This window comes from Paludibacterium paludis (genome assembly GCF_018802605.1).
Taxonomy (GTDB): domain Bacteria; phylum Pseudomonadota; class Gammaproteobacteria; order Burkholderiales; family Chromobacteriaceae; genus Paludibacterium; species Paludibacterium paludis.
Genome location: NZ_CP069161.1, coordinates 3667585 through 3694234, shown reverse-complemented (window position 1 = coordinate 3694234; position 26650 = coordinate 3667585). Strand labels below are relative to the sequence as shown.

Annotated in this window: 24 protein-coding genes and 1 tRNA gene; 19 read left to right on the top strand and 6 right to left on the bottom strand. The window is 62.6% G+C overall.

The window, feature by feature from the left end; translation table 11 throughout:
• Nucleotides 1-93: 93 nt before the first annotated feature.
• The 5 genes from JNO50_RS17135 to ylqF all read left to right on the top strand — a co-directional run bounded on the left by JNO50_RS17135 (nt 94) and on the right by ylqF (nt 4222).
• A complete protein-coding gene (locus JNO50_RS17135; protein ID WP_189531763.1) occupies nt 94-1716 on the top strand; it encodes an electron transfer flavoprotein-ubiquinone oxidoreductase in 1623 nt (540 codons plus the stop codon).
• A gap of 304 nt (nt 1717-2020) precedes the next feature.
• On the top strand, nt 2021-2605 hold the full coding sequence (locus JNO50_RS17130; RefSeq protein ID WP_189531703.1) for a hypothetical protein: 585 nt from the start codon (nt 2021-2023) through the stop codon (nt 2603-2605).
• A 22-nt stretch (nt 2606-2627) separates the two neighbouring features.
• Entirely contained in the window at nt 2628-2954 is a 327-nt protein-coding gene (locus tag JNO50_RS17125; RefSeq protein ID WP_189531701.1) for a DUF4870 family protein, read from the top strand.
• A gap of 86 nt (nt 2955-3040) precedes the next feature.
• Complete coding sequence (locus JNO50_RS17120) at nt 3041-3253, top strand: DUF3820 family protein (protein WP_189531700.1); 213 nt, start codon at nt 3041-3043, stop codon at nt 3251-3253.
• Nucleotides 3254-3256: 3 nt separating this feature from the next.
• Nucleotides 3257-4222, top strand: coding sequence for a ribosome biogenesis GTPase YlqF (ylqF, locus tag JNO50_RS17115; protein WP_189531698.1), 966 nt, complete (start codon nt 3257-3259; stop codon nt 4220-4222).
• A 35-nt stretch (nt 4223-4257) separates the two neighbouring features.
• On the opposite strand, the gene JNO50_RS17110 is transcribed toward ylqF, so the two are convergent.
• From JNO50_RS17110 to JNO50_RS17100, 3 genes are read right to left on the bottom strand one after another with little or no spacing between them, the layout of a single operon-like run.
• Nucleotides 4258-4761, bottom strand: a complete 504-nt coding sequence (locus JNO50_RS17110) for a DUF3592 domain-containing protein (RefSeq protein WP_189531696.1) — start codon at nt 4759-4761, stop codon at nt 4258-4260.
• Nucleotides 4761-5189 (bottom strand): Holliday junction resolvase RuvX, encoded by a 429-nt coding sequence (ruvX, locus tag JNO50_RS17105; RefSeq protein WP_189531694.1) that lies wholly within the window; start codon nt 5187-5189, stop codon nt 4761-4763. The genes JNO50_RS17110 and ruvX overlap by 1 nt, the downstream gene beginning before the upstream one ends.
• Nucleotides 5182-5742 (bottom strand): YqgE/AlgH family protein, encoded by a 561-nt coding sequence (locus JNO50_RS17100; protein ID WP_189531692.1) that lies wholly within the window; start codon nt 5740-5742, stop codon nt 5182-5184. The genes ruvX and JNO50_RS17100 overlap by 8 nt, the downstream gene beginning before the upstream one ends.
• Before the next feature lie 132 nt (nt 5743-5874).
• Between JNO50_RS17100 and smc the strand changes: the two genes are divergently transcribed.
• The 3 genes from smc to JNO50_RS17085 all read left to right on the top strand — a co-directional run bounded on the left by smc (nt 5875) and on the right by JNO50_RS17085 (nt 11506).
• Nucleotides 5875-9360, top strand: a complete 3486-nt coding sequence (gene smc, locus JNO50_RS17095) for a chromosome segregation protein SMC (RefSeq protein WP_189531691.1) — start codon at nt 5875-5877, stop codon at nt 9358-9360.
• Nucleotides 9361-9470: 110 nt separating this feature from the next.
• Nucleotides 9471-10850: an MFS transporter gene (locus JNO50_RS17090; RefSeq protein ID WP_189531689.1), complete on the top strand. Its 1380-nt coding sequence runs from the start codon at nt 9471-9473 to the stop codon at nt 10848-10850.
• A complete protein-coding gene (locus JNO50_RS17085) occupies nt 10808-11506 on the top strand; it encodes an energy transducer TonB (RefSeq protein WP_189531686.1) in 699 nt (232 codons plus the stop codon). Before JNO50_RS17090 ends, JNO50_RS17085 begins: the two co-directional genes overlap by 43 nt.
• Before the next feature lie 212 nt (nt 11507-11718).
• Here the strand turns inward: JNO50_RS17085 and JNO50_RS17080 are convergent, their stop codons facing one another.
• Nucleotides 11719-13740, bottom strand: a complete 2022-nt coding sequence (locus JNO50_RS17080; protein WP_189531684.1) for a UvrD-helicase domain-containing protein — start codon at nt 13738-13740, stop codon at nt 11719-11721.
• 137 nt (nt 13741-13877) lie between these two features.
• Between JNO50_RS17080 and JNO50_RS17075 the strand changes: the two genes are divergently transcribed.
• On the top strand, nt 13878-14696 hold the full coding sequence (locus JNO50_RS17075) for a symmetrical bis(5'-nucleosyl)-tetraphosphatase (RefSeq protein WP_189531681.1): 819 nt from the start codon (nt 13878-13880) through the stop codon (nt 14694-14696).
• On the opposite strand, the gene JNO50_RS17070 is transcribed toward JNO50_RS17075, so the two are convergent.
• The gene (locus JNO50_RS17070; protein WP_189531679.1) at nt 14626-15468 is read right to left on the bottom strand and encodes a lysophospholipid acyltransferase family protein; all 843 of its coding nucleotides are present in this window, start codon (nt 15466-15468) and stop codon (nt 14626-14628) included. The two genes, JNO50_RS17075 and JNO50_RS17070, sit on opposite strands and share 71 nt — an antisense overlap.
• A gap of 27 nt (nt 15469-15495) precedes the next feature.
• Entirely contained in the window at nt 15496-16311 is an 816-nt protein-coding gene (mutM, locus tag JNO50_RS17065) for a bifunctional DNA-formamidopyrimidine glycosylase/DNA-(apurinic or apyrimidinic site) lyase (protein ID WP_189531677.1), read from the bottom strand.
• An 82-nt stretch (nt 16312-16393) separates the two neighbouring features.
• On the opposite strand from mutM, the gene JNO50_RS17060 reads away from it, so the two are divergent.
• From JNO50_RS17060 to JNO50_RS17015, 10 genes are all read left to right on the top strand, one after another.
• Nucleotides 16394-18187 (top strand): tetratricopeptide repeat protein, encoded by a 1794-nt coding sequence (locus JNO50_RS17060; protein WP_189531675.1) that lies wholly within the window; start codon nt 16394-16396, stop codon nt 18185-18187.
• Nucleotides 18187-18738 carry a lipoprotein insertase outer membrane protein LolB gene (gene lolB, locus JNO50_RS17055; RefSeq protein ID WP_189531673.1) on the top strand — a complete coding sequence of 184 codons (552 nt, stop codon included), beginning with the start codon at nt 18187-18189 and terminating at the stop codon, nt 18736-18738. The genes JNO50_RS17060 and lolB overlap by 1 nt, the downstream gene beginning before the upstream one ends.
• Nucleotides 18729-19598, top strand: a complete 870-nt coding sequence (gene ispE / locus JNO50_RS17050; protein WP_189531671.1) for a 4-(cytidine 5'-diphospho)-2-C-methyl-D-erythritol kinase — start codon at nt 18729-18731, stop codon at nt 19596-19598. The genes lolB and ispE overlap by 10 nt, the downstream gene beginning before the upstream one ends.
• A gap of 12 nt (nt 19599-19610) precedes the next feature.
• Nucleotides 19611-19685 (top strand) — tRNA-Gln (locus JNO50_RS17045).
• 85 nt (nt 19686-19770) lie between these two features.
• Nucleotides 19771-20754 carry a ribose-phosphate pyrophosphokinase gene (locus JNO50_RS17040; protein ID WP_189531669.1) on the top strand — a complete coding sequence of 328 codons (984 nt, stop codon included), beginning with the start codon at nt 19771-19773 and terminating at the stop codon, nt 20752-20754.
• Between the two features lie 60 nt (nt 20755-20814).
• Nucleotides 20815-21426 carry a 50S ribosomal protein L25/general stress protein Ctc gene (locus JNO50_RS17035; protein WP_189531667.1) on the top strand — a complete coding sequence of 204 codons (612 nt, stop codon included), beginning with the start codon at nt 20815-20817 and terminating at the stop codon, nt 21424-21426.
• A 76-nt stretch (nt 21427-21502) separates the two neighbouring features.
• A complete protein-coding gene (gene pth / locus JNO50_RS17030; protein ID WP_189531665.1) occupies nt 21503-22087 on the top strand; it encodes an aminoacyl-tRNA hydrolase in 585 nt (194 codons plus the stop codon).
• A gap of 34 nt (nt 22088-22121) precedes the next feature.
• Nucleotides 22122-23213, top strand: coding sequence for a redox-regulated ATPase YchF (ychF, locus tag JNO50_RS17025; RefSeq protein ID WP_189531663.1), 1092 nt, complete (start codon nt 22122-22124; stop codon nt 23211-23213).
• Nucleotides 23214-23401: 188 nt separating this feature from the next.
• Entirely contained in the window at nt 23402-23941 is a 540-nt protein-coding gene (locus JNO50_RS17020) for a ClbS/DfsB family four-helix bundle protein (protein WP_189531661.1), read from the top strand.
• Nucleotides 23942-24061: 120 nt separating this feature from the next.
• Nucleotides 24062-26227 (top strand): penicillin acylase family protein, encoded by a 2166-nt coding sequence (locus tag JNO50_RS17015; protein ID WP_189531659.1) that lies wholly within the window; start codon nt 24062-24064, stop codon nt 26225-26227.
• Nucleotides 26228-26650: the final 423 nt, after the last annotated feature.

Genomic DNA, 26650 nt, shown 5'->3' with positions numbered 1-26650 from the left:
TTTTGACGCGTACACCATGTTCATAGCATTATTGGTGTTATCAAACCAGCGCAGGTGCCTGTGCATCAAGGAGATACGGTGGAACGCGAATCAATGGAATATGATGTGGTGATTGTCGGTGGCGGTCCTTCCGGGCTGTCCGCGGCCATTCGCCTCAAACAACTGGCCGCCGAAGCCGGCCGCGACGTGAGCGTCTGTGTGCTGGAAAAAGGTTCCGAAATCGGCGCCCATATCCTGTCCGGCGCGGTGCTGGAAACGCGCGCGCTCGACGAACTCATCCCCGACTGGAAGGAAAAAGACGCGCCGCTCAAAACGCCGGCGACCCGGGACACCTTCCTTTACCTGACCGAAACCGAGTCCATCCAGTTGCCGACGCCGCCGCAAATGCACAACGACGGCAACTACATCATCAGTCTGGGCAACTTCACCCGCTGGCTGGGAACCCAGGCCGAAGAGCTGGGCGTGGAGATTTATCCGGGCTTTGCCGCGGCCGAGGTTCTCTATCGCGAGGACGGCTCGGTGAAAGGGGTCGCGACCGGCGACATGGGTGTCGGCCGCGATGGCGAAAAAACCGATGCGTGGCAGCCGGGCATGGAGCTGTGGGCGCGCCAGACGCTGTTCGCCGAAGGCTGTCGCGGCTCGCTGACCAAGACCCTCTATGAGCGGTTTGCGCTTGGCGCGGGATCGGATCCGCAAACCTACGGCATCGGCATCAAGGAACTGTGGGAAGTTCCCCCGGAGAATCACGAGCCGGGCAAGATCGTCCATACCGTGGGTTGGCCGATGGACAGCAAGACCTACGGCGGCTCCTTCCTGTATCACCTGGAAGACAATCAGGTCGCGGTGGGTTTCGTGATCGGCCTCGATTACCGCAATCCGTGGTTGTCGCCCTACGAGGAATTCCAGCGCTTCAAGACCCATCCCGCGGTGCGCAAGGTGTTCGCAGGTGGCCGCCGCCTGTCCTATGGCGCGCGCGCGCTGTGCGAGGGCGGCCTGCAGTCGTTGCCCAAGCTGACGTTCCCGGGCGGAGCGCTGATCGGCGACGCGGCGGGCTTTCTCAATGTGCCGAAGATCAAGGGCACCCATACCGCGATGAAGTCCGGCATGCTGGCGGCCGAGGCGGTGTTCGAGCTTCTGGGGCAGGAGGCGGCGCCCCAGGAGGAAGCCACGGGCTACAAGGCGCGCTTCTCCGCAAGCTGGGTGCGCGAAGAGCTGTGGAAAGTCCGCAATATTCGTCCGTCGTTCCGCTGGGGCTTGTGGCCGGCGATGATCTACTCGGCCATCGACACCTTTCTGTTCCGCGGCAACGCGCCTTGGACGTTGCGCAATACCCACACCGACCACGAGAGCTTGCGTCCGGCCAGCGAATTCGCCCCGATCGACTATCCCAAGCCGGACGGCGTGCTGACTTTCGATCGTCTCTCCTCGGTGTTCATCTCCAATACCAATCACAGCGAGGATCAGCCGATCCATCTGCGGCTCAAGGATCCCGCCGTGCCGGTCGATGTCAACCTGGCGCGCTATGCGGCGCCGGAGCAGCGTTACTGTCCGGCCGGCGTGTACGAAATTGTCAGCGAAGAGGGGCAGGCGCCGCGTCTGGTGATCAACGCGCAAAACTGCGTGCACTGCAAGACCTGTGATATCAAGGACCCGACCCAGAACATCACCTGGACCACGCCGGAGGGCGGCGGCGGGCCGAATTATCCGAATATGTGATGCGGCATGCGCCAGACCCGGCGGCCGAATGGCCCGCCGGGTTTTTTGTTGGCGCAAGAAGAGATTGCCTTGCTTGACAGGCGGCCCGGGAGGGGGCACGATGAAGTCATGACGACTTTTTCCCAGGCTTTTTTCACTGTTTCCTATTATTGGTACCGCGACGATCGGCGGCGCCAGGGAACCGTGTTGGCCTGAGAAAAGGTAAAAAACACCGGACAATTCCAGCAAATGCCGCCGCGACATTGGCGGCATTTGTTTTTGCAGTTGTCCGATTCCGCCCTTGTCGCCGCAAGGGGGTTTCGTGATGAATGAATTATTCGTGGCGCGGCAGATCGCGCATTCCGCCGTACCCGCGCCGACCGTGACGCGTTCGCCTTTCGTGCTGTTGACCGATGGCGAGTGGTTGTCATGCGGGCACGATGCCGCTGTTGTCGCCCGCCTGGGGCAAGAGGTGCGCGGCCGGCCGCTGATCGTCGAGTCGCTGCTGCCCGGAGTGCGCACCCTGGCCGTATTGTTCGCCGCGCGGCGGTCGGAACGGCATTCCCGATGTCCCGGGCAACTGAGCGACGCGGCCGACTGGATGGCCGCGCGTCTTTTGCTGCTAGGGATCTCGCGCGTCGCGCTTGGCATCGAGCGGTTGCCGGTATTCGATCTGGCCGTGCGGCGTATCCGCTCGCTGACCGGCATCGTCGCCATCCCCGAAGTCCTGCCCATGTTGGGCGGAGATGGCCGTGTTGCGGTGCCTTCCCCCCTGCTGTCCGTGTGGTCCGATTGCCTGCCGGACGCCGTGCAATCAGCAAAAGAGTTGACCTCTGTCCTTGACTCGACATTGCGCTTGCAGCAGCATTTGCGTGAAAGAACATGCGAGTGCATCAAGCTGTTTGCTTAATCCGAACTCGGGGGGAGGCCGTATGGTCCGAGCGCAACACACCCTGTCCAATTTAACCCTGGCCGTGTATGTCCTGCAGGCCGTCGCGCTGGTGACCGGCATCGGTGCGCTGATCGGTCTGGCCATCAATTACCTCAAGCGCGACGAAGTGCGCGGCACGATTTACGACAGCCATTTCCACTGGCAGATACGAACCTTCTGGGGCACGCTCGCGGGAGGTGTCGTCGGCTGGGTGTCGATGTGGATGCTGGTCGGCTTCGTGCTCCTGTTTATCCTGTTTCTGTGGTACCTCTACCGGATCGTCAAGGGTTTTCTGTATCTGAACGCCGGCAAGCCCATGCCGGTATAAACCCTCCTCCCGGCGCGTGGCGCTGGCGTGGACGGCGACTCTTTGGCACAATTCGCCTCCTTGTCCACAGATCAGGAGCCGGCCGGATGGATGCCGCCGACCTCGAATTGCTGGTGAGCCGGCAAATGCCCTACGGTAAATACAAGGGGCGGGCGATCGTCGATCTTCCCGGTCATTATCTCGCGTGGTTCGCCCGCAAGGGATTTCCCCCCGGAGAAATCGGACGCTTGCTGGCTCTTGCGCACGAACTCAACCACAACGGCTTGCTGGATCTTGTCGAGCCCTTACGAAAGCGTTAATCCATGGCTATCCAATGGTTTCCCGGGCACATGAACAAGGCCCGCAAGGAATTGTCCACGCGGCTCAAAGACATTGATGTGGTGATCGAAATGCTGGATGCGCGCCTGCCGGGCTCCAGCGCGAATCCGATGATCGCGGCGATGACCCGCGGCAAGCCGTCACTGAAAATCCTCAACAAGCAGGATCTGGCCGATCCGGCGGTCACCGCCCTGTGGCTCGACCACTACGAGCGCCGCCCGGGAACGCGCGCCATTGGTCTGGATGCCGGCGAGCGGGCACCGGCCCAGCGTCTGATCGCGGCGTGCCGGGAGCTGGCTCCGGGACGGGGCGGGTTGGAAAAACCCCTGCGCGTGCTGATCTGCGGCATTCCCAACGTGGGAAAGTCGACGCTGATCAACAGTCTTACCGGACGGCGCATCGCCAAAACCGGCAACGAACCGGGTATCACCAAGGGGCAGCAGCGCATTTTGCTGGCCGACGACTTCGAGCTTGTCGACACTCCCGGCATGCTGTGGCCGAAAATCATCGTCGAGCAGGGCGGGTACAATCTGGCCGCGAGCGGCGCGGTGGGCCGCAATGCGATGGACGAAGAAGAGGTGGCGCTGGAATTGATCGCCTACCTGATGCGTCATTATCCGGATCAGCTCGGGGAGCGCTACAAGATCGGCGAGATGAACGGGCGCCAGGATTACGAGGTGATGGAGGCCATCGGCAGGCGGCGCGGCGCCATGCTGGGCGGCGGGCGGGTGAATATCCAGAAAACCGCGGAGATCATCCTGACCGATTTCCGTGCCGGGCAGGTCGGCCGGTTAAGTCTCGAGCGCCCCGAAGAGTGGGTCGTATGGGAAAAGGCCGCGCGCGAGGCCGAGCAGCGGTTGCGTGCGGAGCGCGAAGCGCACCGCCTCGAACGTCAGGGCAAGGCCGCGCCGGACAATCCGGCGCGCGCGCCGCGCAAAGGCCGCGGCTGACCTGATGAAAAAAACCGGCGACATGCCGGTTTTTTTCATGGCGACGGGGGAGTTCGGCGTGCTTGTCTCCGTTGCCGGAATACGCTGAACAAGGCGCTCCCGATCAGGGCGGTCAGCACGGCCAGGGTGATCTTGCCGTAGCGGATGGGATTGTCGCCACCTTTGACCAGCACGGAATGGTCATGGTGAAGCGGGTCGTAGAAAACCGGCACCACCTTGCCTTTCGGATAGCGGCGCACCACATCCTCCGCCTGCGACATATCGGCCGGCAGGCTGGTGTCGATGGCGAAGACTTTTTCCCGGTAGTACGTCACACCATCGATGATGTAACGATACGACACCATCGGTTCCCAATGCATTTTGTCCGGATTGTCCGGGTCGACAATGACGCGCGCCCGACTTTCCAGAATGGTGGCGCGGGTTTCCTTCCAGTCCCTCATGCCGCGCTCCGGCGCCAGAAGCAAGGCGATCAGCGAGGTGACGGACAGCAAAAAGCCCAGCATCAGCAGGCTGGTACGGGTGCGTTGCGACAAGAGCATCAGAGAGGCATTCCGGGAACGTCGAACCAGGTTTGCAAAATCGCCTGGGCGGCGACCTGGTCGAGCATGGGCTTTTGTTTGCGGCCCCGCACGCCGGCTTCCTTGAGCATCGATTCGGCCAGCAGCGAGGTGTGCCGTTCGTCGACCAGCCATACCGGCAAGCCGAACCGCCCCTTCAGGCGTTGCGCGAAACGGCGCGCGAGACGGGTCATGTCGTGTTCGGTGCCATCGGCGTGAACGGGCAGTCCCACGACCAGATGGGCGGGCCGCCATTGCTCGATGAGCGAAGCGATCGCGGCGAAGCGTTCGTCGTTGATTTCTCTGTCGATGGTCGCAAGAGGGGACGCCACGCCGACCAGCGGCTCACCGATCGCGATGCCGATGCGCCGTTCGCCGAAATCGAAGGCGAGGGCGGTTCCGTCATGCATGACCGATGTCCCCGGACAGCAGGGACGGGTCGAAGCCGAGCAGCGCCATGGCCTTGTCGTAGCGTTCCTCGGGCGGTACCTCGAAAATGATGGACGGATCGGTGGCTACCGTGAGCCAAGCGTTGGCGGCGATCTCCTGTTCGAGCTGTCCACTTTGCCAGCCCGAATAGCCGAGCGTCACGAGAAAGCGTTCCGGTCCCTTGTCTTCCGATACGGCAAGCAGGATGTCTTTTGACGTGGTCAAGGCCATGTCGTCCGAGACGGTCAGGCTCGATTGCCAGTCGCCGACCGGGGTGTGCAGCACGAAGCCGCGGTCGGGCTGAACCGGCCCGCCAAAATAGACCGGCCGGGATCCCGTCGCGGACTTGTCCAGTGGCAGGTCGATCTGGTCGAACAGCTGGGCAAGCGCCACGCCCGACGGCTTGTTGACGATCAATCCCATGGCGCCGTGCTCTCCGTGCTCGCACAGGTAGACCAGCGCCCGTGCGAACAATGGATCGGCCATGTTCGGCATCGCGATGAGGAACTGATTGGAAAGGGTCAAGGATTCCATGCGGCCATTATGGCACAACTGCCGTTTGTCGGCAGCGCCCGAGTCGCGACGGCAGTGGTGTCGAGCCACAGGCTTGGTAGAATGCGGGATTCACCAAATGTTCTGTCTGTCTGATCCGGAAAGAAGTGTACCTTGCGGCTGACCCATATCAAGCTTTCGGGCTTCAAATCCTTTGTCGATCCGACCAGTATCGCCGTTCCCGGCCAACTGGTGGCGGTGATCGGCCCCAACGGTTGCGGCAAGTCGAATGTGATCGATGCCGTGCGCTGGGTGCTGGGCGAATCCTCCGCGCGTCAGTTGCGCGGGGAATCGATGCAGGACGTGATTTTCAACGGATCCTCGACCCGCAAGCCGGTATCCCGGGCATCCGTCGAGCTGGTGTTCGACAACGGCGATGGCCAGCTGGTCGGCCCCTGGGGCGCCTATGCCGAGGTGGCGATTCGCCGGGTGCTGACGCGTCAGGGGGAGTCGAGCTACTTCATCAATGGTCAGCAGGTCCGTCGCCGGGATATCACGGATCTGTTCCTTGGAACAGGCGTTGGCGCGCGCGGTTACGCGGTGATCGAGCAGGGCATGATTTCCCGCATCATCGAGGCGCGCCCCGAGGAACTGAGGGCGTATCTCGAGGAAGCGGCGGGTGTCTCCCGCTACAAGGAACGCCGGCGGGAAACGGAGCACCGCCTCAAGGATACCCGCGACAATCTGGAGCGCATCGAGGATTTGCGTCAGGAGCTGGAGCGGCAGGTCGAGAGGCTGTCCGAGCAGGCCGAAGTGGCCGGGCAATATCACGACTTGCGCGCCACTCTGACGCAAAAGCAGAACCTGCTGGCGCTGGCGCGGCGCGAAGAGGCGGCGCGCAACGAAGCGGCGGCGCGCGCGGAGCTCGCGCGCATCGAAACCGAGGAGGCCGGACTCGAGGCCGCTCTGACGTCCACCGACGTCGAACTCGGAGCGGTGCGCGAGGCGCATTTCGCCGCGGGTGACGCGGTGCACGAAGTCCAGCAGCGTTTGTTCGAGGCCAATGCCGCGATGGCCCGCCTGGAAGAAAAGCACCGTCACCGGGAAGAGAACCGGGTGCGCGTTGAAAGGGAAAAAACCGCGCTGGCCCAGGAGCGGCAGCTGCTGCAAGCCAGCCGCGACGAGACCGGCGCGGAGCTGGAACACTGGCGCTCGCGCAATGAGGAGGCGCGACTGGTCCTGGAAGAGGCGCGGCTGTGTTTCGAGGAAGGCAGCGAGGGGCTGCCCGAGACCGAGGCGCGTTTTCGTGAGGCGGACGCGAAGTTGTCGTCGCTGCAGGCCGAAACTTCGCGGCTGACGCGCGAACGGGATCTGGCCCGGCAGCAGGCCGGGCTGCTGGGCGGAAATCTGCACGATCTTGGCCTGCGCGAGACGGCGCTGCGGGACGAGTTGCGTGCCCTGGCGTTACCGGACGGCGACGCGCTTGCTGCGGCGCGCGAGAACGCGCGACGTGCCGCGGAAGCGGTCGATGGTGTGCGCCGCCGTCTGGAGGCGGACGAAGAGCGGCTGGCGGACCTCGCCGCCGAGCGGGAGCGCCTGGATGGCGATCTGGCGAGGATGGGCGCCGAGGTGGCGCGTTTGCGCGCGGAGCAGTCGGCGCGCGCCTCGTTGCTGGCGGCGGCCGAGGCCGACGCGGCGCTGGGCGACTGGGTCGATGCGCAAGGATTGGCGTCGGCGCCGGTGTTGTGGCAGTCCCTGTCCGTCGATGCCCAATGGCGTGTCGCGCTGGAGGCGGTGCTTGGCGCGCGGCTCTCCTCGCGCGCCGCGCCTCTCGCCGGCGAGATTCCGCCGGCTCGCCTGACTCTGGTGGATGGCAACGGCGTCGCACCGCCCGCGGCGGTGTTCGCGGCCCCCTGTCTTCGGGACAAGGTCGTCGTGGATGCGCCGTTCGCTGCGGCGCTCGGCGAGTGGCTGTCCGGCATCTACCTTGCCGCCACGCTCGAGGAGGCGTTGTCGGCGCGCGCCGGGCTGCCCCCCGGCGCCGTGTTCGTGACGCCCGAGGGGCACCGTGTGGGTCGGTCCTTCGTGACCTACCATGCGGCGGAGTCCGGTGGCGGCGTGATGGAGCAGAAAACGCGCCTCGATGAGCTGGGGGCGGCGATCGGTGCGCTGGAGCCCGAGCTGGAGACCGCCGGCCGCCGTCGCGATGCCGTCGCGAGCCAGGCTGGCATGCTGGCCGAAGCGATCCGCGCCCAGAAAGGCTCCATGTCGCGTCTGGAGACCGAGCGCAACGACGCCGCCCTGGCGGAGGTGCGGCTCGATCAGGCCGCCCGGCAAGGCGCCAGGCGTTTGGCGGCCATCGAGGAGGAGTTGTCGGCGATCGCCGGCGCGCGCGAGGACGCGAAGCTGCGAATCGACGAGGCGGGGCTGGTCGCCGAAGAGGCCGAGATGCGTTTGGAGGAACTGTCCATGCTGACCGAGGAGGCGCGTCTTGGGCGCCTGGACGCTGAAACCGGTCTGGAGCTGGCGCGCAATCAGAGCCGCGATGGCGAACGGCTGGTGCACGAAGCCACGCTGGCGCTGAGTACATCGCAGCAACGCCTCGATATGCTGGTGCGTCGCCAGGAAGAGCTGGATGAGCGTTCGGGGCTGCTTGACGACAAATTCGAAACGCTGGTGCTGGAAGGTGAAGTGGTCGAGGAGGCGGTGCCCGAGGAGGCCCTGCAGGAGGCGCTGACGCGCCGCGAGGCTGAGGAGGGCGCGCTGGCGCTGGCACGCGACAGCCTGAACGGGTTGACTGAACGCCTGCGCGAACTCGCCCAGCGCCAGCAGGTTCTGCAGACCGATCTGCCCGCCTTGCGCGATGCGCGTTCCGCGTGCTTGCTGCGTCATCAGGAAGCGCGGCTGGCGATGGAGCGTTTTGCCGAGGAGCTGGCCGAGGCCGGTGTCGACGAAACGGCGCTGTTGCCCCTGCTTACCGACGCGGTGAAACCGTCTTCCCTCATGAGTGAAATCGCCAAGCTCGCCCGTGCCATCGAGGGCTTGGGGGCGGTCAATCTTGCCGCGCTCGAAGAGCTGGAAGAGGCCCGGAAGCGGGGCGAATACCTCGCCGGACAGTCGACCGACCTGCTGGAAGCCATGGCCATGCTGGAGGACGCGATCCGCAAGATCGACGGGGAAACCCGCGATCTGCTCAAGGCCACCTATGATGCGGTCAATGCGCGCATGAGCGAGTTTTTCCCGACACTGTTCGGCGGGGGGCGTGCCGAGCTGGTGCTGACCGGAGAGGATCTCTTGGATGCCGGCATTCAGATCATCGCCCAGCCGCCCGGCAAGAAAAACAGCAGCATCCATTTGCTGTCCGGCGGCGAGAAGGCCCTGACCGCGATGAGTCTGGTGTTTTCCCTGTTCAGTCTCAACCCGGCGCCGTTCTGTCTGCTGGACGAAGTCGATGCCCCGCTGGATGACGCCAATACCAGCCGTTTTTGCGATCTGGTCAAGAAAATGTCTGAAAACACCCAGTTCCTCTACATCTCGCATAATCGCCTGACCATGGAAATGGCCGAGCAACTGGTTGGCGTGACCATGCAGGAGCAGGGGGTGAGCCGTATTGTGGCGGTCGATATCGTCGAGGCGCTGAAACTGCGTGAAACGGCATGATTGGCGGAATGATGTTTTGATATACATCAAGGCTTTTGTGTTTTTTGGATGGTATCCTTGACGGAACGCGTTTTTGCGCGCCCGCAATTCAGCTAGCCGGTACCCTATCCATGACCATCCGCATCAAACGCTGGGAACCTGAAAACATTATTTTCTGGTCGCTCCATGGGCGTCGCATCGCCAAACGCAATCTGATTCTGTCGACCCTGGCGCTGCACCTGAATTTCAATGTCTGGATGATGTGGAGCATGGTGGTGGTGAACCTGCCCCAGGTCGGGTTTTTACTGAGCGGCCAGCAGCAGTTCCTGCTTGTCTCCATTCCGCCGCTGGTCGGCGCGTTCATGCGCGTCATCTATTCATGGATCTGGAGTTGGGTGGGGGGGGGGACTTGGGTGGGGGTCTCCACTCTGCTGTTGCTGATCCCGACCTTCGGGGTGGCGCATACCGTGCAGGATATCTCCACGCCATTTCCCATGTTGTTGATGATCGGCGCCTTATGCGGTTTCGGTGGTGGGGCATCGGCATCGCATTTGCCCAATACCAGCTTTTTTTATCCGAAATCGGCCAAGGGTTTCGCGATGGGCATGAATGCCGGCATGGGAAATCTTGGCGTGTCGGTCGCGCAACTGCTTATTCCACTGGTGATTTCGGTCGAGCTGTTCGGCTGGCGCGGCGGCGAGCCCCAGATCTGGGGGCTGGGGAGCGATGTTCATGCCGTGTGGCTGCAAAATGCGGGTTACATCTGGATCGTTCCCATTCTGGTGATTGCCGTGCTGTGCCTGCTGTATTCGCATGACCTTCCCAAACTCAAGATGACGCCGCGCGACCAGCTGCGCATCATGAAGCATCCACACACCTGGTATGTGGGCATCCTGTATCTGGGTAGCTACGGCACCTTTCTCGGATTCTCCATGGCGTATCCGCTGCTGGCCCGCTACATGTTTCCCGGCAGCAATGCCACCACGCTCGCGTTCGTCGGTCCGATGCTGTGCGCCCTGTCGCGGCCGATCGGCGGCTGGTGCGGCGACCGCGTTGGCGGCGGCATGACCACCATGCTGTGCAACGCGGCGATGGGCATGGCATGCCTCGGTCTGTATTTCGCCTTGCCCGGTCCGGCCGGCGGAGGCTCCTTCGTGCTGTTTTTCCTGTTGTTCCAGGTAATGTTCCTTGCCGCTGGGATTGGTAACGGCTCGTCGTATCAGTTGGCGCCCAAGGTGCACCTGATCGATGCCGGCCTGAACGCGGCCAAAACCGGACGGACGATGGCCGATGCTTATGCCGAGGGCGGCCGTCGCGGAGCGGCGGCGATGAACGTCAGTTCGGTACTGGCGGCGCTTGGCGGCTTCTTTATTCCCAAGTCGTTCGGAACGTCGCTGGATCTGTTCGACAGTTTCCTGCCCGCTTTCCTGATGTTCCTGACGTTTTATATGGCCTGCACCTTTATCGCATGGTTCCATTACGCCCGGCATTCCGCCCCCCTGCGCTGCTGACGGCGCTTTTGCTGTCGCTGTTCGCGCACGGGATCATTCTGTCGGCCTGGCCCGCGGGCCGGTCGCCGGCGCCCGCGGTCTCGTCGTCGCTGACGTTGACGCTGGCCGGACCGGAGCCTCAGACCGCCGCTCCCCGGGCGTTGATGCCGCCCCGCGCACCCGCTCAGCGAATGGCCGCCGGGAGGCCCGGTTCGTCTAAAGCGCCGGCGAAACCCGCGCCGGTTGTGGGGCCGCCGGCGCAAAGCGGCGCACGCGCGGAAGTTGTCGTTCCTCAGCCCAAAGAGCGATCCGGCGCGACAGGGGGGGCGGCCGGAACGGATGGCGCGGCGGCGATGGCCGGGCAGGGAGGGGGGCAGGCTGGCGTGCTTGTCGATGACCGCCCCGCGGATTACCGGCCCGAGTATTTGCGTAATCCGGTTCCCGAGTATCCGTGGCGTTCGCGCGAACAGGGGGAAGAGGGGCGGGTGGTGGTGCGGGCCGAAGTGGATGCGGTGGGCAAGGTGCGATCCGTTCGTCTTGAGCGCAGCAGCGGTTTCGGACGGCTTGACAAGGCGGCGCTGGACGCCGTGTCATCCTGGCGCTTTGTGCCGGCCACACGCGGTGGCGTCGCGCGCGAGTCGGAGGTGCTGGTGCCCGTGCCGTTCCGGCTTCGTTGACTGTCCTAAAGGTCAGGTGCCCCGGTTTAATGGGTCAGGCATGATGACCTTTCTGACCGGCGAGAAATTGCAGGTTTTGCCAGTTTCGTTTCATTCTGGCGTGACCTACCTTGTTCTGGCTGGGGGCGGGAGCATTCGTGGGCTCCTGTCCATTCCCAGAGATGTTCCTCATGTTTCATGGCGCCAAATCCGTTTGGCGCCATTTTTTCGGTTCATTTGCCTTCCTGGTCTTCGCTACGCGCTTTCTGACCGAGCAATTGGCTCAGGCTCGCCAGGCGCGCCTTGCCTTCGTTGCGGCTGACGACGGGCTCGGCGCCGGGACGCCCGAAATGACGAACATCGTCGGCGCCGATTTCGTCGATGAAGCGCGAGGGGTCGACGAACTGCCACTCACCCGCCCGGCGGCGCTTCACGCAATAGGTGAGCGTCAAGCTCTTTTGCGCCCGGGTGATGCCGACGTACATCAGTCGGCGCTCTTCTTCCAGCATGCCGTTGTCGACGGACTCCTGGTGCGGCAGGATGCCTTCCTCACAGCCAACGAGAAACACATGGGGGTATTCCAAGCCTTTTGAGGCATGCAGTGTGGACATCTTCACCGCATCGACGTCCCCTTCGTCGCGTCCTTCCAGCATGGTGATCAGAGCGATGGTCTGGGTCAGGTCGATCAGGGTCTTGTTGTCGGCGAGTCCCTTCTTCGCCAACCATGCCGTCATTTCCATCACGTTCTGCCATTTCACTTCGGCCGGGCGGGGCTCTTCGGTTTCGTACAGCCAGGCTTCGTAGCCGATGGCCTTGAGCATTTCCTCGGCCAGTTCGCCCGCGGGCTCGCGCAGTGCGCGGTATTGCAGCGCGTTGATGAACTGGCAGAATTCAAGCAGCGGCGCGAGCTGGGCGGCTTGCACCTGATGCTGGAAGCCTTCCTCATGCGCGGCGGCGAACAGGCTCTTGTTGCGCTGTCCGGCATAGGCGCCGAGCTTTTCCAGGGTGACGGCGCCGACGCCGCGGCGCGGGGTGGTCAGGGCGCGGATGAAGGCCGGGTCGTCGTCGGGGTTGGTGATCAGGCGCATGTAGGCGATCACGTCCTTGATTTCGGCCTTGTCGAAGAAGGACTGTCCGCCGGACATCTGGTAGGGCACGCGGTGATTGCGCAACGCCTGTTCGAACAGGCGCGCCTGATAGTTGCCGCGGTACAGGATGGCGTAGTCGTCAAAGCGGGTGCGGTGCTCGAATTTGTGGGCCAGCAGGCGCTGAATGACGGTTTCCGCCTCGTGGTCGTCATCCTTGCACTGCACGGCGTGGATCGGCTCGCCAAGTCCGAGTTCGCTCCACAGGCGCTTCTCGAACAATTTGGGATTGTTGGCGATCACGCTGTTGGCCGCCGACAGAATACGGGCGGTCGAACGGTAGTTCTGCTCGAGCTTGATGATTCTGAGTTTGGGGAAGTCCTGCTGCAAAAGGCGCAGGTTTTCCATGTTGGCGCCGCGCCAGGCATAGATCGATTGATCGTCGTCCCCCACCGCCGTGAACATGCCGCGGATGCCGGTCAGCAGTTTCACGAGCTGGTACTGGCAAGTGTTGGTGTCCTGGTATTCGTCGATCAGGAGGTAGCGCAGTTTGTTCTGCCATTTTTCCAGCACGTCGGGGTGCGCGCGGAACAATTCGACCGGCAGGCGGATCAGGTCGTCGAAATCCATCGCCTGATAGGCGGTCAGTGTCGCCTGATAGGCGATATAGGTGCGGGCGCAGATGCCTTCCCATTCGTCGCCGGCCCGGGCCAGGGCGTCGTCGGGCGACAGGAAGTCGTTCTTCCACAGCGAAATCTGCGACTGAACCTTGCGGACCTCGTCCTTGTGCGTGGTTTTCAGAATGTCGGAAATGATCTTTCCGGCATCGTAGGCGTCAAGAATGGAGAACTGGGTCTTGTAGCCAAGGTGCGTGGCTTCCTGGCGCAGGATCTGCATGCCCAGCGAATGGAATGTCGAGACGGTCAGGCCGCGGACTTCCGTGGCGGACAACAGCTTGCCGACGCGTTCCATCATTTCCCGCGCCGCCTTGTTGGTGAACGTGATGGCGGCGATATGGCGGGCATCGATACCCGCGTGGCGAACCAGGTGGGCGATCTTGAAGGTGATCACGCGTGTTTTGCCGGAGCCCGCTCCGGCGAGCACCAGCAAGGGGCCGTCGAGGTAATGAATGGCCTCGCGCTGCGGCGGATTGAGATCGGGTCTGGACATGGTGGTATCGGTATGGAAATGGCGTTGCACAATCGTAACGCAGGCGTTGCATTGTAGCATGGGGTATCATGGTCAGACCCAAGGCGGGCCCTTGCCGGCCTCTCCTCGCCACCGGCCCGCCCAACGAGGAACGAATTATGGCTTGCTACGCGATCGGCGACATTCAGGGCTGCTACACCCCGTTCATGCAACTGCTGAACGATATCGATTTCAATCCCGGGAGGGATACCTTGTGGCTGACCGGCGACCTGGTCAATCGAGGTCCCGAGTCACTGGAAGTGCTGCGCTGGGTCTATCGCCACCGCGATTCGGTCGAAATGGTGCTCGGCAATCACGATCTGCATCTTCTTGCCGTGTCCGAAGGGTTCGGCAAGATTCATGGCGATGATACGCTGCTCGAGATCCTCGATGCCGCGGACGGCAAGCTGATGCTTGACTGGCTGCGCTGTCAGCCGCTGATGATCTACGCCAACGGCTATGCGATGGTGCATGCCGGCCTGCTGCCGGAGTGGTCGATCGACAAGGCGTTGCGTCTGGCCGAGGAGGTGGAGCGCGAGTTGTCGGGGCCCGGATACCGCGAACTTTTGTCACGCCTTTATGGCAACAAGCCGACCCGCTGGTCGGACGAGCTGAGGGGGGCGGAGCGCCTGCGCCTGATCGTCAACGCGATGACGCGCATGCGCTTCATCACCCGGGATGGCGATCTCGACCTCGCGTACAAGGGAGAACTGGCCGGCGCGCCATCCCATCTGATTCCCTGGTTTGCGTCCGAGCGCCGGCGCAGTCAGGATACGCCCATCGTTTGCGGTCACTGGTCGGCCCTGGGGCTGATGCTGACCGATGACGTGATGGCGATCGATACCGGGTGCCTGTGGGGTGGCAGCCTTACAGCACTTCGGCTTGAGGATCGAGCGGTGACAGCCCGTCCGTGTCCGGCCTATCGCGAGATAGCCTGAGCGCGGCGGCGACCTCGCGGCGCGAGGCTTCGGCGAGCGCGAAGCGCGAGTCGTAGGGCGGCGTGCCGGCCGCCAGGGACTCCCCGAAAGTCACCTCCACGCGGATCACCTTGTGGCGCAGGATGGCGGCGAGGCTTTCGCGGAACGTAGTGTCGCCGGCGTAGGACGGATCGGTGGTCGGGATGCCGTTGGCGTCCAGGTAGCGAAGCGTCACCGGTTGCACGCGGCTGCCGGCCAGAATCGCCGACTCGAACAGCGATGACTTGAAAGGCAGGAGAACATTGCCTTCCGATGTGGTCGATTCCGGAAAGACGGCCATGCAGTCGCCGGATTGCAGGGCATCGGCCATGATCTGGTTGACCCGGCTCGCGTCGCGCCGGTTGGTGCGGTCGATGAACAGGGTGCCGCCGGCATGGACCAGCCAGCCGACCACCGGCCAGTGACGGATTTCCATCTTGGCGATGAAACGGGTCATGGTCTGACTGGACAGCGCGAAAATATCGAGCCACGAAATGTGATTGGCCACCATCAGCGTATTGGCCGGGTATTCTCCCGGCCACTCTCCCCGCATGACGACTTCAATGCCCAGTACCTTGAGCATGCGCAGCGACCAGCGGCGGGCGAGCCGAACCTGGGCCGTGCGATCGAGTTTCCGGTAGCGGAACGCCAGAAGGTAGAAGCCATAAAGGAAATGCACGCCCATCAGGGCGAGTCGCGCCGCTCGGGTGAGCGGCGACGTCGATTTGAGTGGGGTATTCAAAGTGTCTGTCATGGGCTGGGTCGGCAATAAGGGTCCACTCTAGCACGGCTGGCAATGCGGGCAATAGTAAGAACTGCGCTGCCCCTGTCTGATATGCCGGATCGGCGAGCCGCAGCGCAGGCATGGCGCTTCGGCTCGCCCGTAGACGAAGTAGCTCTGCTGGAAATAGCCCGGTTTACCGCTGGCGTCGACAAAATCCTTCAGGGTGCTGCCCCCGGCGTCGATGGCGCGGGCCAGAACATCGCGAATGGCGAGGGCCAGGCGGTCGCAGTCCGCGCGCGTGAGCCGTCCCGCGGCGCGGCCGGGACGGATCCCGGCCTGGAACAGGGCTTCGTTGGCGTAGATGTTGCCGACGCCGACCACCACGTGGTTGTCCATCAGAAAGGGTTTGACCGCGAGGCTCTTGCCGCGCGAGGCGTTGAAGAGCACCGCGCCGCCGAATGCCGGGCCGAGCGGTTCGGGGCCGAGGCCGGCCAACAGCGGGTGTGTCTCGATCGCGCCCGGATACCACAGGATGGCGCCGAAGCGGCGCGGGTCGCGGTATCGGATGCGCCGCTCGTCGAGTACGATGTCCACATGGTCGTGTTTTTCAACCGGCATGTCGTGGTCGACGACGCGCAGACTGCCCGACATGCCAAGATGGATCAGCAAGGTGCCCGGATCGAAGCCGATGAGCAGGTACTTGGCGCGCCGCGCGACGGAACGCACCTGAAGATTCTTGAGCAGGGCATCCAGTCCGGGCGTGACGGGCCAGCGCAGGCGGGGCTCGCGCACATCGGCGTCCCTGACGGTCGCGCCTTGCAGATAAGGTTCGATGCCTTTGCGGGTGGTTTCCACTTCGGGCAGTTCGGGCATATGACCATTTACCTCGATGCGATGAATTATTATCGTGCAGAAATGGTATTCTACCCGTTCGCCAGCCTCAGATTGCAATGCGATGACACAGTTAAAACGACACCTGACGCTTCTCCTTCCCCTTGCTCTGGCGGCGTGCGCTCATCTGCCGGCTTCCTCCCCGCCCCGACCCGGTCCGGCCGCCACGGCCGAAGAGGCGGGTCAAAACGCGCGGTTGCGCCAGGAAGAAGCCATGGAAGAAGCCCAGAAGCGGGCGCGGGAGGCCGAGGCAAATTATCCGCGCATTTCGCTGACGCCCGACATCGTCTATGGCGTGCTGGCCAGCGAGATCGCCGCCCAGCGCGGCGAGGCCGCGGCGTCGGCATCGACTTACCTCGATCTGGCCAAGCGCACGCGCGATCCGCGGTTTGCCCAGCGCTCCGCCGAGTTCGCGCTGTTCACCGGGCAGTTGCCGCTGGCGCTGGATGCCCTGAAATTGTGGACCGATACCGAGCCGGCTTCCGATGCGGCGCGGGAGCAGTTGCTGATTGCCACCTTGCGCGCCGGAAAGCTCGACCGCGCGGCGCCGCTGATCGACGAGATTCTCGCGAAAGAGCCTGCCCGGGCTCCGGCTCTTTTCGTGCAACTGGCGCGTCTTGCGCAGTCCCAGACGGACAAGCTTGGCACTTATAAGCTGGTGCGCCCCATCGCGGCGCGTTTTCCCGATCTGCCCGAAGCGCGCTTCGCGGTGATCGCGATCGCCGCCGAGGTGAATGACGACGCCGAGGTCGAGCGCCAGTTCGACCGGCTCGCCACCCTTGCTCCGCGCTGGGATCTGCCCGTGGCCTGGCAGACCGACCGCCTGAACCGCAAGGATTCCAAGGCGGCGCTGGCGTTCCTGAAAAAGGAACTGGCGCGACGGCCCGACGCCAGCATGGAGCTGAAGATCGCCTACCCGCGATTGCTGCTTTCCCAAAAACAATATCCGGAAGCGCGCGCCGCGTTCGACGCGCTGCTCGCCGCCAATCCCGGGCAGCGCGATCTGCAATACGCGTGCGGGTTGATGGCGTTCCAGATGAAGGATCTGATCGCCGCCCGCAAGCATCTGGAAGGCGCGCTCGAGAGCGGACATCCCGAGCAGGACTTTTTGCGGTATACCCTGGGGCAGGTGGCCGAGGAGGCGCATGATCCGAAAACCGCCCGCCGTTGGTACGACGCGGTGGGCGCCGGGCCGCGCTATCTTGCCGCGCAGGCCCGGCTTGCCGTGCTGGATGCGGAAGAGGGGCGGATCGACGCGGCCGTCGCGCGCCTCGATAACCTGGGCGCCAGCGATCAGGAGCGCACACAAGTGACCCTGTTGCAATCCCAGTTGGCGCGCGAAGCCAAACGTTACGAACTGGCCAACGCGGTATTGACGCGCGCGCTCAAGGCGCGGCCTGCTTCGCCGGAGCTGCTGTTCGAGCGAGGCCTGGTGGCCGACATGCGGGGCAACGGCGCCGATGCGGAACGCGACCTGCGCGCCTATCTCAAACTGAAGCCCGACGAACCCCTGGGACTCAATGCGCTGGGGTACACGCTGGCGACCCGCACGACCCGCTATGCGGAAGCGCAGGCGCTGATCGACAAGGCCCTCAAGGCCATGCCCGATAATCCGATGATTCTGGACAGCATGGGCTGGCTGCTGTTCCGCATGGGCAAGCCAGACGCGGCGCTCAAGTATCTGTTCCGGGCATACTCGGCCGTCGAGGATCCGGAGATCGCCGCCCATTACGGCGAGGTGCTCTGGTCCCTCGGTCAGCGCGACAAGGCCACCGAGGTGCTGGATAAGGCCATCGGCGCCAATCCCAATCACGAAGTGCTGCGCGACGTGGCGCGGCGTCTGCTGAAAAGGCCGTGATGCGCCGCGCTCTGGCAATCGCGCTGCTGGCGGCCGCGGCGCTGGGACTGACAGGCTGCGCCAGCGAAACGGTGTGGCGGCCCGTGGTGGAGAACCGCGACGCCACCGATGCGCCATTCGATGTGACAGGACGTCTGTCCGTCAATTTCGACGGCAAGGGGCAGATGGCCGGTTTCGACTGGCGCCATCAACCCGGCCGCGACGAGCTCGACGTGAAAACCCCGCTGGGGTCGACCGTGGCGCGACTGGTGCGCGATGTCTCGGGTGTCGAACTGACCAGTGATGGCAAGACATACCGGGCACCCGATGTCGACACGCTGACCGAAGAGCGTCTGGGCTTCCCGTTGCCAATGGCCAACCTCGCCTGGTGGGTGCGCGGACGCGCGGCGCCCGGCGCGGCGGCTGAAACCTTGCCCGACGGCACCCTGGTGCAGGATGGCTGGCGTATCCGTTTCACCCGCGATGCCGATCAGCCTTCTCCTTATCCGAAACGAATCGATCTGTCCCGCGAGCGTCTGACCCTGCGTCTGGTGATGCAGCAATGGCGCTGATGGCGGAAGTTTTACCGATGACCCAAGCTCTCTTGTCTTTTCCGGCGCCGGCCAAGCTCAATCTTGGCCTGAAAGTGACCGGCCGCCGCAGTGATGGCTACCATCTTCTGGAAACCGTATTCCACTTCCTCGATTACGGCGATACCGTGCAGATTCGTATCCGGGACGACGGACTTGTCGAGCGTTCCAGCGAACTGGCCGGTGTTCCGGCCGAGCAGGATCTGGTCGTTCGTGCCGCCCGACTGCTGCAATCCTTTACGGGAACCGGCCTGGGCGCGACGATTCATGTCGAAAAGCGTATCCCGATGGGGGGCGGGCTTGGCGGGGGAAGCTCGGATGCGGCGACCGTGCTGATGGCGCTCAATCACCTGTGGGGAACGGGGGTGGACCGCGATACCCTGATGGGACTCGGTGTGCGTCTTGGCGCCGATGTGCCGGTTTTTATCTTTGGAAACAGCGCGTTCGCCACCGGAATCGGCGAACTGTTGACCCCGATCGATGTGCCTCCGATGTGGTATTGCGTGTTCCATCCCGGGGTCAATGTGCCGACCGCTGAAATTTTTTCGTCAAAGTTGTTGACAAGGGATTCGGCCCCAAGCATAATGCCAATCCTCGAAACAACGCAGCGACGACGAAACGATCTGCAAAGCGTTGTTTGCGATAGGTATCCGGCGGTAAGCGAACTGTTGAATGAGCTAAAAGAATACGGTTTGCCGCTGATGACAGGCTCGGGAAGTTGCTGTTTTATCGAAGTCGAGTCGAGAAGCGAAGCAGATAAAGTTTACCGGTCGATGTCCGGGCGTTATAGCGGATTTGTTGCAAAAGGCATGAATTGTCACCCGCTAAAAGACATCGTCTGAAAAGGTTAGTACTGGGGAGTCGCCAAGTGGTAAGGCACCGGATTTTGATTCCGGCATTCGTAGGTTCGATCCCTACCTCCCCAGCCACTTATTTCTCGTATAGAGAAGCATAAAAAAAGCGTGTAAGTTTCCCTTACACGCTTTTTCTTTATCCAGCTAAGGCAAACAGGTTATGGCGGCATACGACAGTTTGATGGTATTTACCGGGACCGCGAACCCGGAACTCGCTCAGAACGTGGTCAAGCATCTGGACATCTCGCTCGGACGGGCGGATGTGGGGCGTTTCAGCGATGGTGAAGTGGCGGTGGAACTCCTGGAAAACGTGCGCGGTCGCGACGTTTTCATTCTTCAGTCCACCTGCAATCCCACCAATGACAATCTGATGGAAATCCTGACCATGGCCGATGCGCTGCGACGTGCATCGGCCGGTCGCATTACGGCGGCGATTCCGTATTTCGGCTATGCCCGTCAGGATCGTCGTCCGCGTTCCGCCCGTGTGCCGATTTCCGCCAAGCTGGTCGCCAACATGCTGACCTCGGCCGGAATCGACCGCGTGCTGACCGTCGATCTGCACGCCGACCAGATCCAGGGCTTCTTCGACATGCCGGTGGATAACGTTTACGCGACGCCGGTCCTGCTCAAGGATATCCGCGCCCAGCGCATCGAAGACCTGATCGTGGTCAGCCCGGACGTCGGCGGCGTCGTGCGCGCCCGCGCCATGGCCAAGGCGCTGAATACCGACCTCGCCATTATCGACAAGCGTCGCCCGAAGGCGAACGTGGCCGAGGTCATGAACATCATCGGCGATGTGTCCGGCCGTACCTGTCTGATCGTCGACGACATGATCGACACGGCCAACACCTTGTGCAAGGCGGCGTCCGCCCTGAAAGAGCGCGGTGCCGACCGTGTTCTGGCCTACGCCACCCACGCGGTGTTCTCGGGCCAGGCGGTGGACCGCATCGCCAATTCCGATATCGACCAGGTGGTGGTGGCCGACACCATCCCGTTGACCGCCCAGGCGCGCGCCTGCCCGCGGATTCGCGTCTGCTCGATCGCCGGCCTCCTGGCCGAGACGCTGCGGCGCATCAACAACGAAGAATCGGTATCGTACCTCTTCAACGAGGATCTGGTTTCGTCAGGCGCCTGCCTGCCGTAACATCTTGCCCGCTGGTCGCGGCGGGCAGGGTGCCTTTAACGTGAAAAATTGGAGTTTTACATGGCTTTCGAACTGATTGCAGCCAAGCGCGAAGAGATGGGTACTGGTGCGAGCCGCCGCCTGCGTCACGCTGGCAAACTGCCGGGTGTTATCTATGGTGGCGATGTTGCCGCCGTCAGCATCGTGCTGGAACACAACCCGATCTACTACGCGCTGAAGAACGAAGCGTTCCACACCGAGATCCTGGATCTGGTCATCGATGGCGAGAAGCAGCCGGTTCTGCTGCGTGACTTCCAGATGCATCCGTACAAGCAGCAAGTGATGCACATCGACTTCCAGCGCGTGAACATGAACGAAAAGATTCACGTGAAGGTGCCGCTGCACTTCGTGAACGCCGACGTGTCCGAAGCCGTCAAGCTGCAAGGCGCCAAGATCTCGCACATCATCACCGAGATCGACGTGCGCGCCCTGCCGGCCGAGCTGCCGAAGTTCATCGAAGTCGACCTGTCCGCCATCAAGGCCGGCCAATCGATCCACCTGAGCGAACTGAAGCTGCCGCAAGGCGTTGAAATGACCGCCCTGATCCGTGGCGGCGATACCGCCGTGGTTCTGGCTTCTTCCGCCAAGGTTGCCGAAGACGACGCCGCTGCAGAAACCCCCGCCGCCGAATAAGCGCCGGACGTTTCTCCTTCAAGCCCGCTCTCTGCCTGTTTCGGGCGGTGGCGGGCTTTTTGCTTGAAAGACATCCATGTCCGAAATCCGCCTGGTCGTGGGTCTGGGCAATCCCGGCCCAGAGTACGCCAGAACACGGCATAATGCCGGTTTCTGGCTGATCGACGAACTTGCCTGGCACTTCAAGGCTTCCCTGAGAAGCGAGGGCAAGTACTTCGGCGAAGTGGCGCGGGTTGCGCTGCCTGATGGCCGCGATCTGTGGCTGCTCAAGCCGATGACGTTCATGAATCTGTCCGGTCAGTCCGTGGTTGCGCTGGCGCGGTTTTTCAAGATCTTGCCCGATGAAATCCTCGTCGTGCACGACGAGCTGGATTTGCCGCCCGGCGCCGCGCGCTTCAAGCAGGGCGGAGGGCATGGCGGGCACAACGGCCTGAAGGACATTATCGCCAGGCTGGGTTCCCCGGCGTTCTGGCGACTGCGTGTCGGTATCGGTCATCCGGGCGACAAGGCCGAAGTCGCCAATTTCGTGCTGAAGAAGCCGCGCGCCGAGGAGCAGCAGGCGATCGACGAGGCGCTGGTCAAGGCGCTCGACGTACTGCCGCAGGCGCTGGCTGGCGACATGCCCTCGGCCATGAGAACGCTGCATACGGCGGCCAAATAAACATCAACGACTCAATCTCTGGAGGATCGGAATCATGAGTCTCAAGTGCGGTATCGTCGGTCTGCCCAATGTCGGCAAATCGACCCTGTTCAATGCGCTGACCAAGGCCGGTATCGAAGCGGCCAACTACCCGTTCTGCACCATCGAGCCCAATGTCGGGATCGTCGAGGTGCCCGATGAGCGCATGGCCGCGCTGTCCGCCATCGTCAATCCCCAGAAAATCCAGCCCGCCATCGTCGAATTCGTCGATATCGCCGGTCTTGTTGCCGGCGCGTCGCGCGGCGAAGGCCTGGGCAACCAGTTCCTCGCCAACATCCGCGAGACCGACGCCATCGTCAATGTGGTGCGGTGTTTCGACGATGAAAACGTCGTGCACGTGGCCGGCAAGGTCGATCCGATCGCCGATATCGAAACCATCGGCACCGAACTTGCGCTCGCCGACCTCGCCACGGTCGAGAAGGCCATCATCCGCGACGGCAAGAAGGCCAAGTCCGGCGACAAGGAGGCGATCCGCCTGATCGGCGTGCTGGAAAAACTGCGCGCCCACCTGAACGAAGGTTTGCCCGCCCGCAGCCTCGGCCTGGATCCGGAAGAGGTGGCGCTGATCAAGCCGTTCTGCCTTTTGACCATCAAGCCGGCCATGTACGTCGCCAACGTCGCCGAAGACGGCTTCACCGGCAACCCGCACCTGGATCGGCTCAATGAGCTCGCCGGGCGCGAAGGCGCGCCGGTTGTCGCGCTGTGCGCGGCCATCGAGTCGGAAATCGCCGATCTGGATGACGCCGACAAGGCGGACTTCCTGGCGGAGATGGGGCTCGAAGAGCCGGGGCTGAACCGCCTGATCCGTTCGGGGTACGCGCTTTTGGGCCTGCAGACCTATTTCACCGCCGGCGTGAAGGAAGTGCGCGCCTGGACGGTGCCGGTCGGCGCCACCGCGCCGCAAGCGGCGGGTGTGATCCACACCGACTTCGAGCGTGGCTTCATCCGCGCCCAGGTGATCAGCTACGAGGATTTCGTGAAGCTCGGCGGTGAGGCCAAGGCCAAGGAAGCCGGCAAGATGCGCGTGGAAGGCAAGGAGTACGTGGTCCAGGACGGCGATGTGATGCATTTCCTGTTCAACGTCTGATTGCCGCGAAGGCTGTGGATCGCCCGTATTGAGCGATACTCCGGTCTTGCCCTAAAGCCGCGCCTTTGCGCGGCTTTTTTGTTGCTTCTTGTCGGTAAGGGATGCCTGCCGTGGCTGTCTTGACGCGAAGATTGGACAGCTTATGCCATCTCTGGCTTCATGAAAGTGGTTCATGACAGGAGGGCGCCATGTCCATCCCCGCCAGCAAAGATGAATTGCTCGCCGCCATCAATGGCAACTTCAGCAAACTTATCGCCGATCTTGATGCTCTGCCGCATTCCCGTGCCCGTGACGCCTCGCTCGAGGGGCATGCCAAGGGAACACGGATGAGCGTCGGTGATCTGGTCGCTTATCTGATCGGCTGGAATGAACTGGTGCTCAAATGGATCGCCAGGGATGACGCGGGAGAATCCGTGGACTTTCCGGAAACGGGTTTTGCCTGGAATGAGTTGGGCCGTCTGGCGCAGAAGTTTTATACCGATTATGCCTCCCTTTCCTATCCGCAACGGCTTGAGCGCTTGCGTTTGGCCAAAGCGGCTATCGTGGCGGCGATCGAAGCTCGTGGCAACGAGGAGCTCTATGGACGCCCCTGGTATGGTAAATGGACGATGGGAAGGATGATCCAGTTCAACACTGCCTCTCCCTATGCCAACGCCAGGTCACGGTTGCGCAAGTGGCTCAAGGCGGAGGGAGGGAAATCCGCTCCGGATCGGGTTAATTGTCTATGACGGTGCTATTTTTTGAGGTGTGACACGTGCATACTGAATAGCTCCGAATCCACCCCGCCGGTGGATCAATCTCCGACTCATGCCGGGCTGCGCGGCCGGTTCCGTTCAGGGAGGCGAGCAATGAAACATTTTGCACGTGCAGTGGCTGTGGTCATTACGTTGCTGTCGCTGTCCGCCTGCGAGCCCGACGATCATGCCGGCAAACCGCGCGGCAGTCAGACACTGTGGGACAGCTACGGTGTGCCCCACATCTATGCGTGGCGCGCGGACAGCATGGCGTATGCCTTCGGACGTGCGCAAATGCGCATGCATCCGGAACTGCTGCTGCGCCTGTATGCCCAGGGGCGTGGTCGAGGGGCCGAGTATTATGGACCGGTGTTCGAGGGCGGAGAGCCGTTCCCCACGGATATGGTGGAAGTCGACACGCTGGTGCGCACCATGGGATTTCCTTCCCGCGCCAGTCTATGGTGGCAACGGCAAAGCCCGCGCATGCGCGAGTACCTCGAGGCATTTGTGGCCGGGATCAACGATCAGGCCGCACGGGAAACACTCAGTCCCGCCGCGCGCGCGGTGCTGCCCGTCAGCGCCGAAGATGTGATGGCCCACACATTGCGCATTTTTTTCGGGTATCTGAGCGGCTCGATGACGACCGGCGCGGCCAACTGCTCGCTGGTCTATCCCGATCCGGTCTCGACACCGGTGAACCTGATCGGCGGCTCGAACGGATGGGCGCTCGGCCCGGCAAAAACCGTATCCGGCAACGCGATGTTGCTGGCCAATCCGCATCTGCTGTGGGGGGGGACGCACACCTGGTTCGAAGCGCACTTCGCCAGCCCCGAATATTCGATCTATGGCGCGACCCTCGTCGGCCTGCCGGTGATGCGTATCGGGTTCAATGAACGGTTGGGGTGGGTGCATACCGTCAATAGTCAGGATGGCTGCGATTTATACGAACTCAAAACCTCCGCTGATCGCTACTTGCTCGATGGCGTGCCGCGCGATTACGAAACCCGGCGGGAGATCCTGCGAGTCAGGCAGCCAGATGGCTCCTTTCGGGAACAGCCGCTGACATTGCGCCGCGCGGTGCACGGCCCGGTTTTCGACAAGGATGGCAAGCGTTACGCGATGCGTATCGTCGGTGTCGATCAGTTGCAGACGCCAGGGGTACTGGAGCAGTGGTGGGACATGGCGCAGTCGAAGGACTTCGCCCAATTCCGCCGTACGGTCGGCCGCCTGCACAACCCGTATCACAATATCATCTACGCGGATGCGGCAAGAAACATCTGGGCGGTGTTCGGTGGGCTGACACCGCGCCGTTCGGGCGGGGATGCCGCGTTCTGGGCGGAGCCGGTGGACGGCGGCCGCGGCGATTTGATCTGGCGCGATGCCCTGCGCCTTGACGAACTGCCGCAAGCCGTCAATCCCGTCGGCGGCTGGGTGCAGAACTCGAACAGTGTGCCGTGGTATATGAGCAAGCCCGCGCTCGATCACGGGCGCTTTCCGGCCTACCTTTCGCCGTTGACCATCCCGTTGCTGCGCGAGCAGCGCGGCATCGAGCTTATCGAACAGACGCCGCGCTTCACGCTGGATACGCTCATGCGCGCCAAGCACGACACGCGTTCACTGATGGCCGACCGGGTGCTGGATCCATTGATCGCTTTTGCCGGCGCGTCCGGTAACGCCGATCTGGTCGCCGCGGCGCAGGCGCTGCGCGTGTGGGATCGTCGCAGCGATGCGCAAAGTCGCGGCGCCGCGCTGTTCGCCGCCTGGCTTGCCGTCAGCGGCGGCGAGGAGGGGCTGCGCTTCCTGGAGGAGCCCGACCCGGCGAAACCCTACGGCACACCGGCAGGTCTGCGCGATCCGGAGCATGCGCTGACCAAGCTGGGGGAGGCGGTGGGACTGTTCCGGCAGGCGGGTTTGCCGCTGGATGTGGCGTATGGCGATGTCTACCGTTTCCGACGCGGCAAGCCGGGCTCGGCGCGCTATGTGGACGAACCGGCCAATGGCGCGAGCGAGAGCCTGGGCGGTTTTCGTACCTTTGGCTACCTGGATGACCAGGACGGCCGTCTGCGCGCCATTTTTGGCGATACCTTCACTGTGCTTGTCGAGTTCGGCAACCCCGTGACCGCCAAGGTGATCAATACATATGGCAACAGCAGCAATCCTCAGTCTCCGTACTACGGTGATCAATTGCCGATGGCATCGCGCAACCAGATGCGCGATGCCCTGCTGTCACGGCAAGAGGTGGAGCGGGGGGCGGTAAGATCGGAGGTGTTCTGGCGGTGAATGCCGTGAGGCTACACGCCCGCTCCATTTCCCTGCGGCGATGTGTCCGGCGTGCTCTTGCAGGCCTCGTCAAGAAATACCGTACGCAGGCAGGGGCAGACCACCATGGTTTTATGGTCTGGCGTCTACGTATTCCATGAGCGTATGAGTTGCATTTTTGCCAAAAGCTTATGATGTCTCATTTTTGTCACGACATTTACACGGTTTCATGGCAAAATTGGAAGTATATGTATCAGCTCTGAAAAGAGAACTGAATAAATGGATCTATCTGGCACAAAGGTCAGGTAGGTGAGTGCCGTTATCGCTCAAGAATAGGTGTACGTATCTTCCGCTACTGGTGATTATACGTAGTGAATATTGATCTGATGTTTGTGAGAATGTTAGTGTCATTGATCAGGCTGACGCCGTGATTGAGACATCTTT

Bases quoted from the DNA above. Each gene is read 5' to 3' on its own strand.
- JNO50_RS17135 (WP_189531763.1), top strand. From the start codon at position 94: ATGGAATATGATGTGGTGATTGTCGGTGGCGGTCCTTCCGGGCTGTCC.
- JNO50_RS17130 (WP_189531703.1), top strand. From the start codon at position 2,021: ATGAATGAATTATTCGTGGCGCGGCAGATCGCGCATTCCGCCGTACCC.
- JNO50_RS17125 (WP_189531701.1), top strand. From the start codon at position 2,628: ATGGTCCGAGCGCAACACACCCTGTCCAATTTAACCCTGGCCGTGTAT.
- JNO50_RS17120 (WP_189531700.1), top strand. From the start codon at position 3,041: ATGGATGCCGCCGACCTCGAATTGCTGGTGAGCCGGCAAATGCCCTAC.
- ylqF (WP_189531698.1), top strand. From the start codon at position 3,257: ATGGCTATCCAATGGTTTCCCGGGCACATGAACAAGGCCCGCAAGGAA.
- JNO50_RS17110 (WP_189531696.1), bottom strand. From the start codon at position 4,761: ATGCTCTTGTCGCAACGCACCCGTACCAGCCTGCTGATGCTGGGCTTT.
- ruvX (WP_189531694.1), bottom strand. From the start codon at position 5,189: ATGCATGACGGAACCGCCCTCGCCTTCGATTTCGGCGAACGGCGCATC.
- JNO50_RS17100 (WP_189531692.1), bottom strand. From the start codon at position 5,742: ATGGAATCCTTGACCCTTTCCAATCAGTTCCTCATCGCGATGCCGAAC.
- JNO50_RS17090 (WP_189531689.1), top strand. From the start codon at position 9,471: ATGACCATCCGCATCAAACGCTGGGAACCTGAAAACATTATTTTCTGG.
- JNO50_RS17085 (WP_189531686.1), top strand. From the start codon at position 10,808: ATGGTTCCATTACGCCCGGCATTCCGCCCCCCTGCGCTGCTGACGGCG.
- JNO50_RS17080 (WP_189531684.1), bottom strand. From the start codon at position 13,740: ATGTCCAGACCCGATCTCAATCCGCCGCAGCGCGAGGCCATTCATTAC.
- JNO50_RS17075 (WP_189531681.1), top strand. From the start codon at position 13,878: ATGGCTTGCTACGCGATCGGCGACATTCAGGGCTGCTACACCCCGTTC.
- JNO50_RS17070 (WP_189531679.1), bottom strand. From the start codon at position 15,468: ATGACAGACACTTTGAATACCCCACTCAAATCGACGTCGCCGCTCACC.
- mutM (WP_189531677.1), bottom strand. From the start codon at position 16,311: ATGCCCGAACTGCCCGAAGTGGAAACCACCCGCAAAGGCATCGAACCT.
- JNO50_RS17060 (WP_189531675.1), top strand. From the start codon at position 16,394: ATGACACAGTTAAAACGACACCTGACGCTTCTCCTTCCCCTTGCTCTG.
- lolB (WP_189531673.1), top strand. From the start codon at position 18,187: ATGCGCCGCGCTCTGGCAATCGCGCTGCTGGCGGCCGCGGCGCTGGGA.
- ispE (WP_189531671.1), top strand. From the start codon at position 18,729: ATGGCGCTGATGGCGGAAGTTTTACCGATGACCCAAGCTCTCTTGTCT.
- JNO50_RS17040 (WP_189531669.1), top strand. From the start codon at position 19,771: ATGGCGGCATACGACAGTTTGATGGTATTTACCGGGACCGCGAACCCG.
- JNO50_RS17035 (WP_189531667.1), top strand. From the start codon at position 20,815: ATGGCTTTCGAACTGATTGCAGCCAAGCGCGAAGAGATGGGTACTGGT.
- pth (WP_189531665.1), top strand. From the start codon at position 21,503: ATGTCCGAAATCCGCCTGGTCGTGGGTCTGGGCAATCCCGGCCCAGAG.
- ychF (WP_189531663.1), top strand. From the start codon at position 22,122: ATGAGTCTCAAGTGCGGTATCGTCGGTCTGCCCAATGTCGGCAAATCG.
- JNO50_RS17020 (WP_189531661.1), top strand. From the start codon at position 23,402: ATGTCCATCCCCGCCAGCAAAGATGAATTGCTCGCCGCCATCAATGGC.
- JNO50_RS17015 (WP_189531659.1), top strand. From the start codon at position 24,062: ATGAAACATTTTGCACGTGCAGTGGCTGTGGTCATTACGTTGCTGTCG.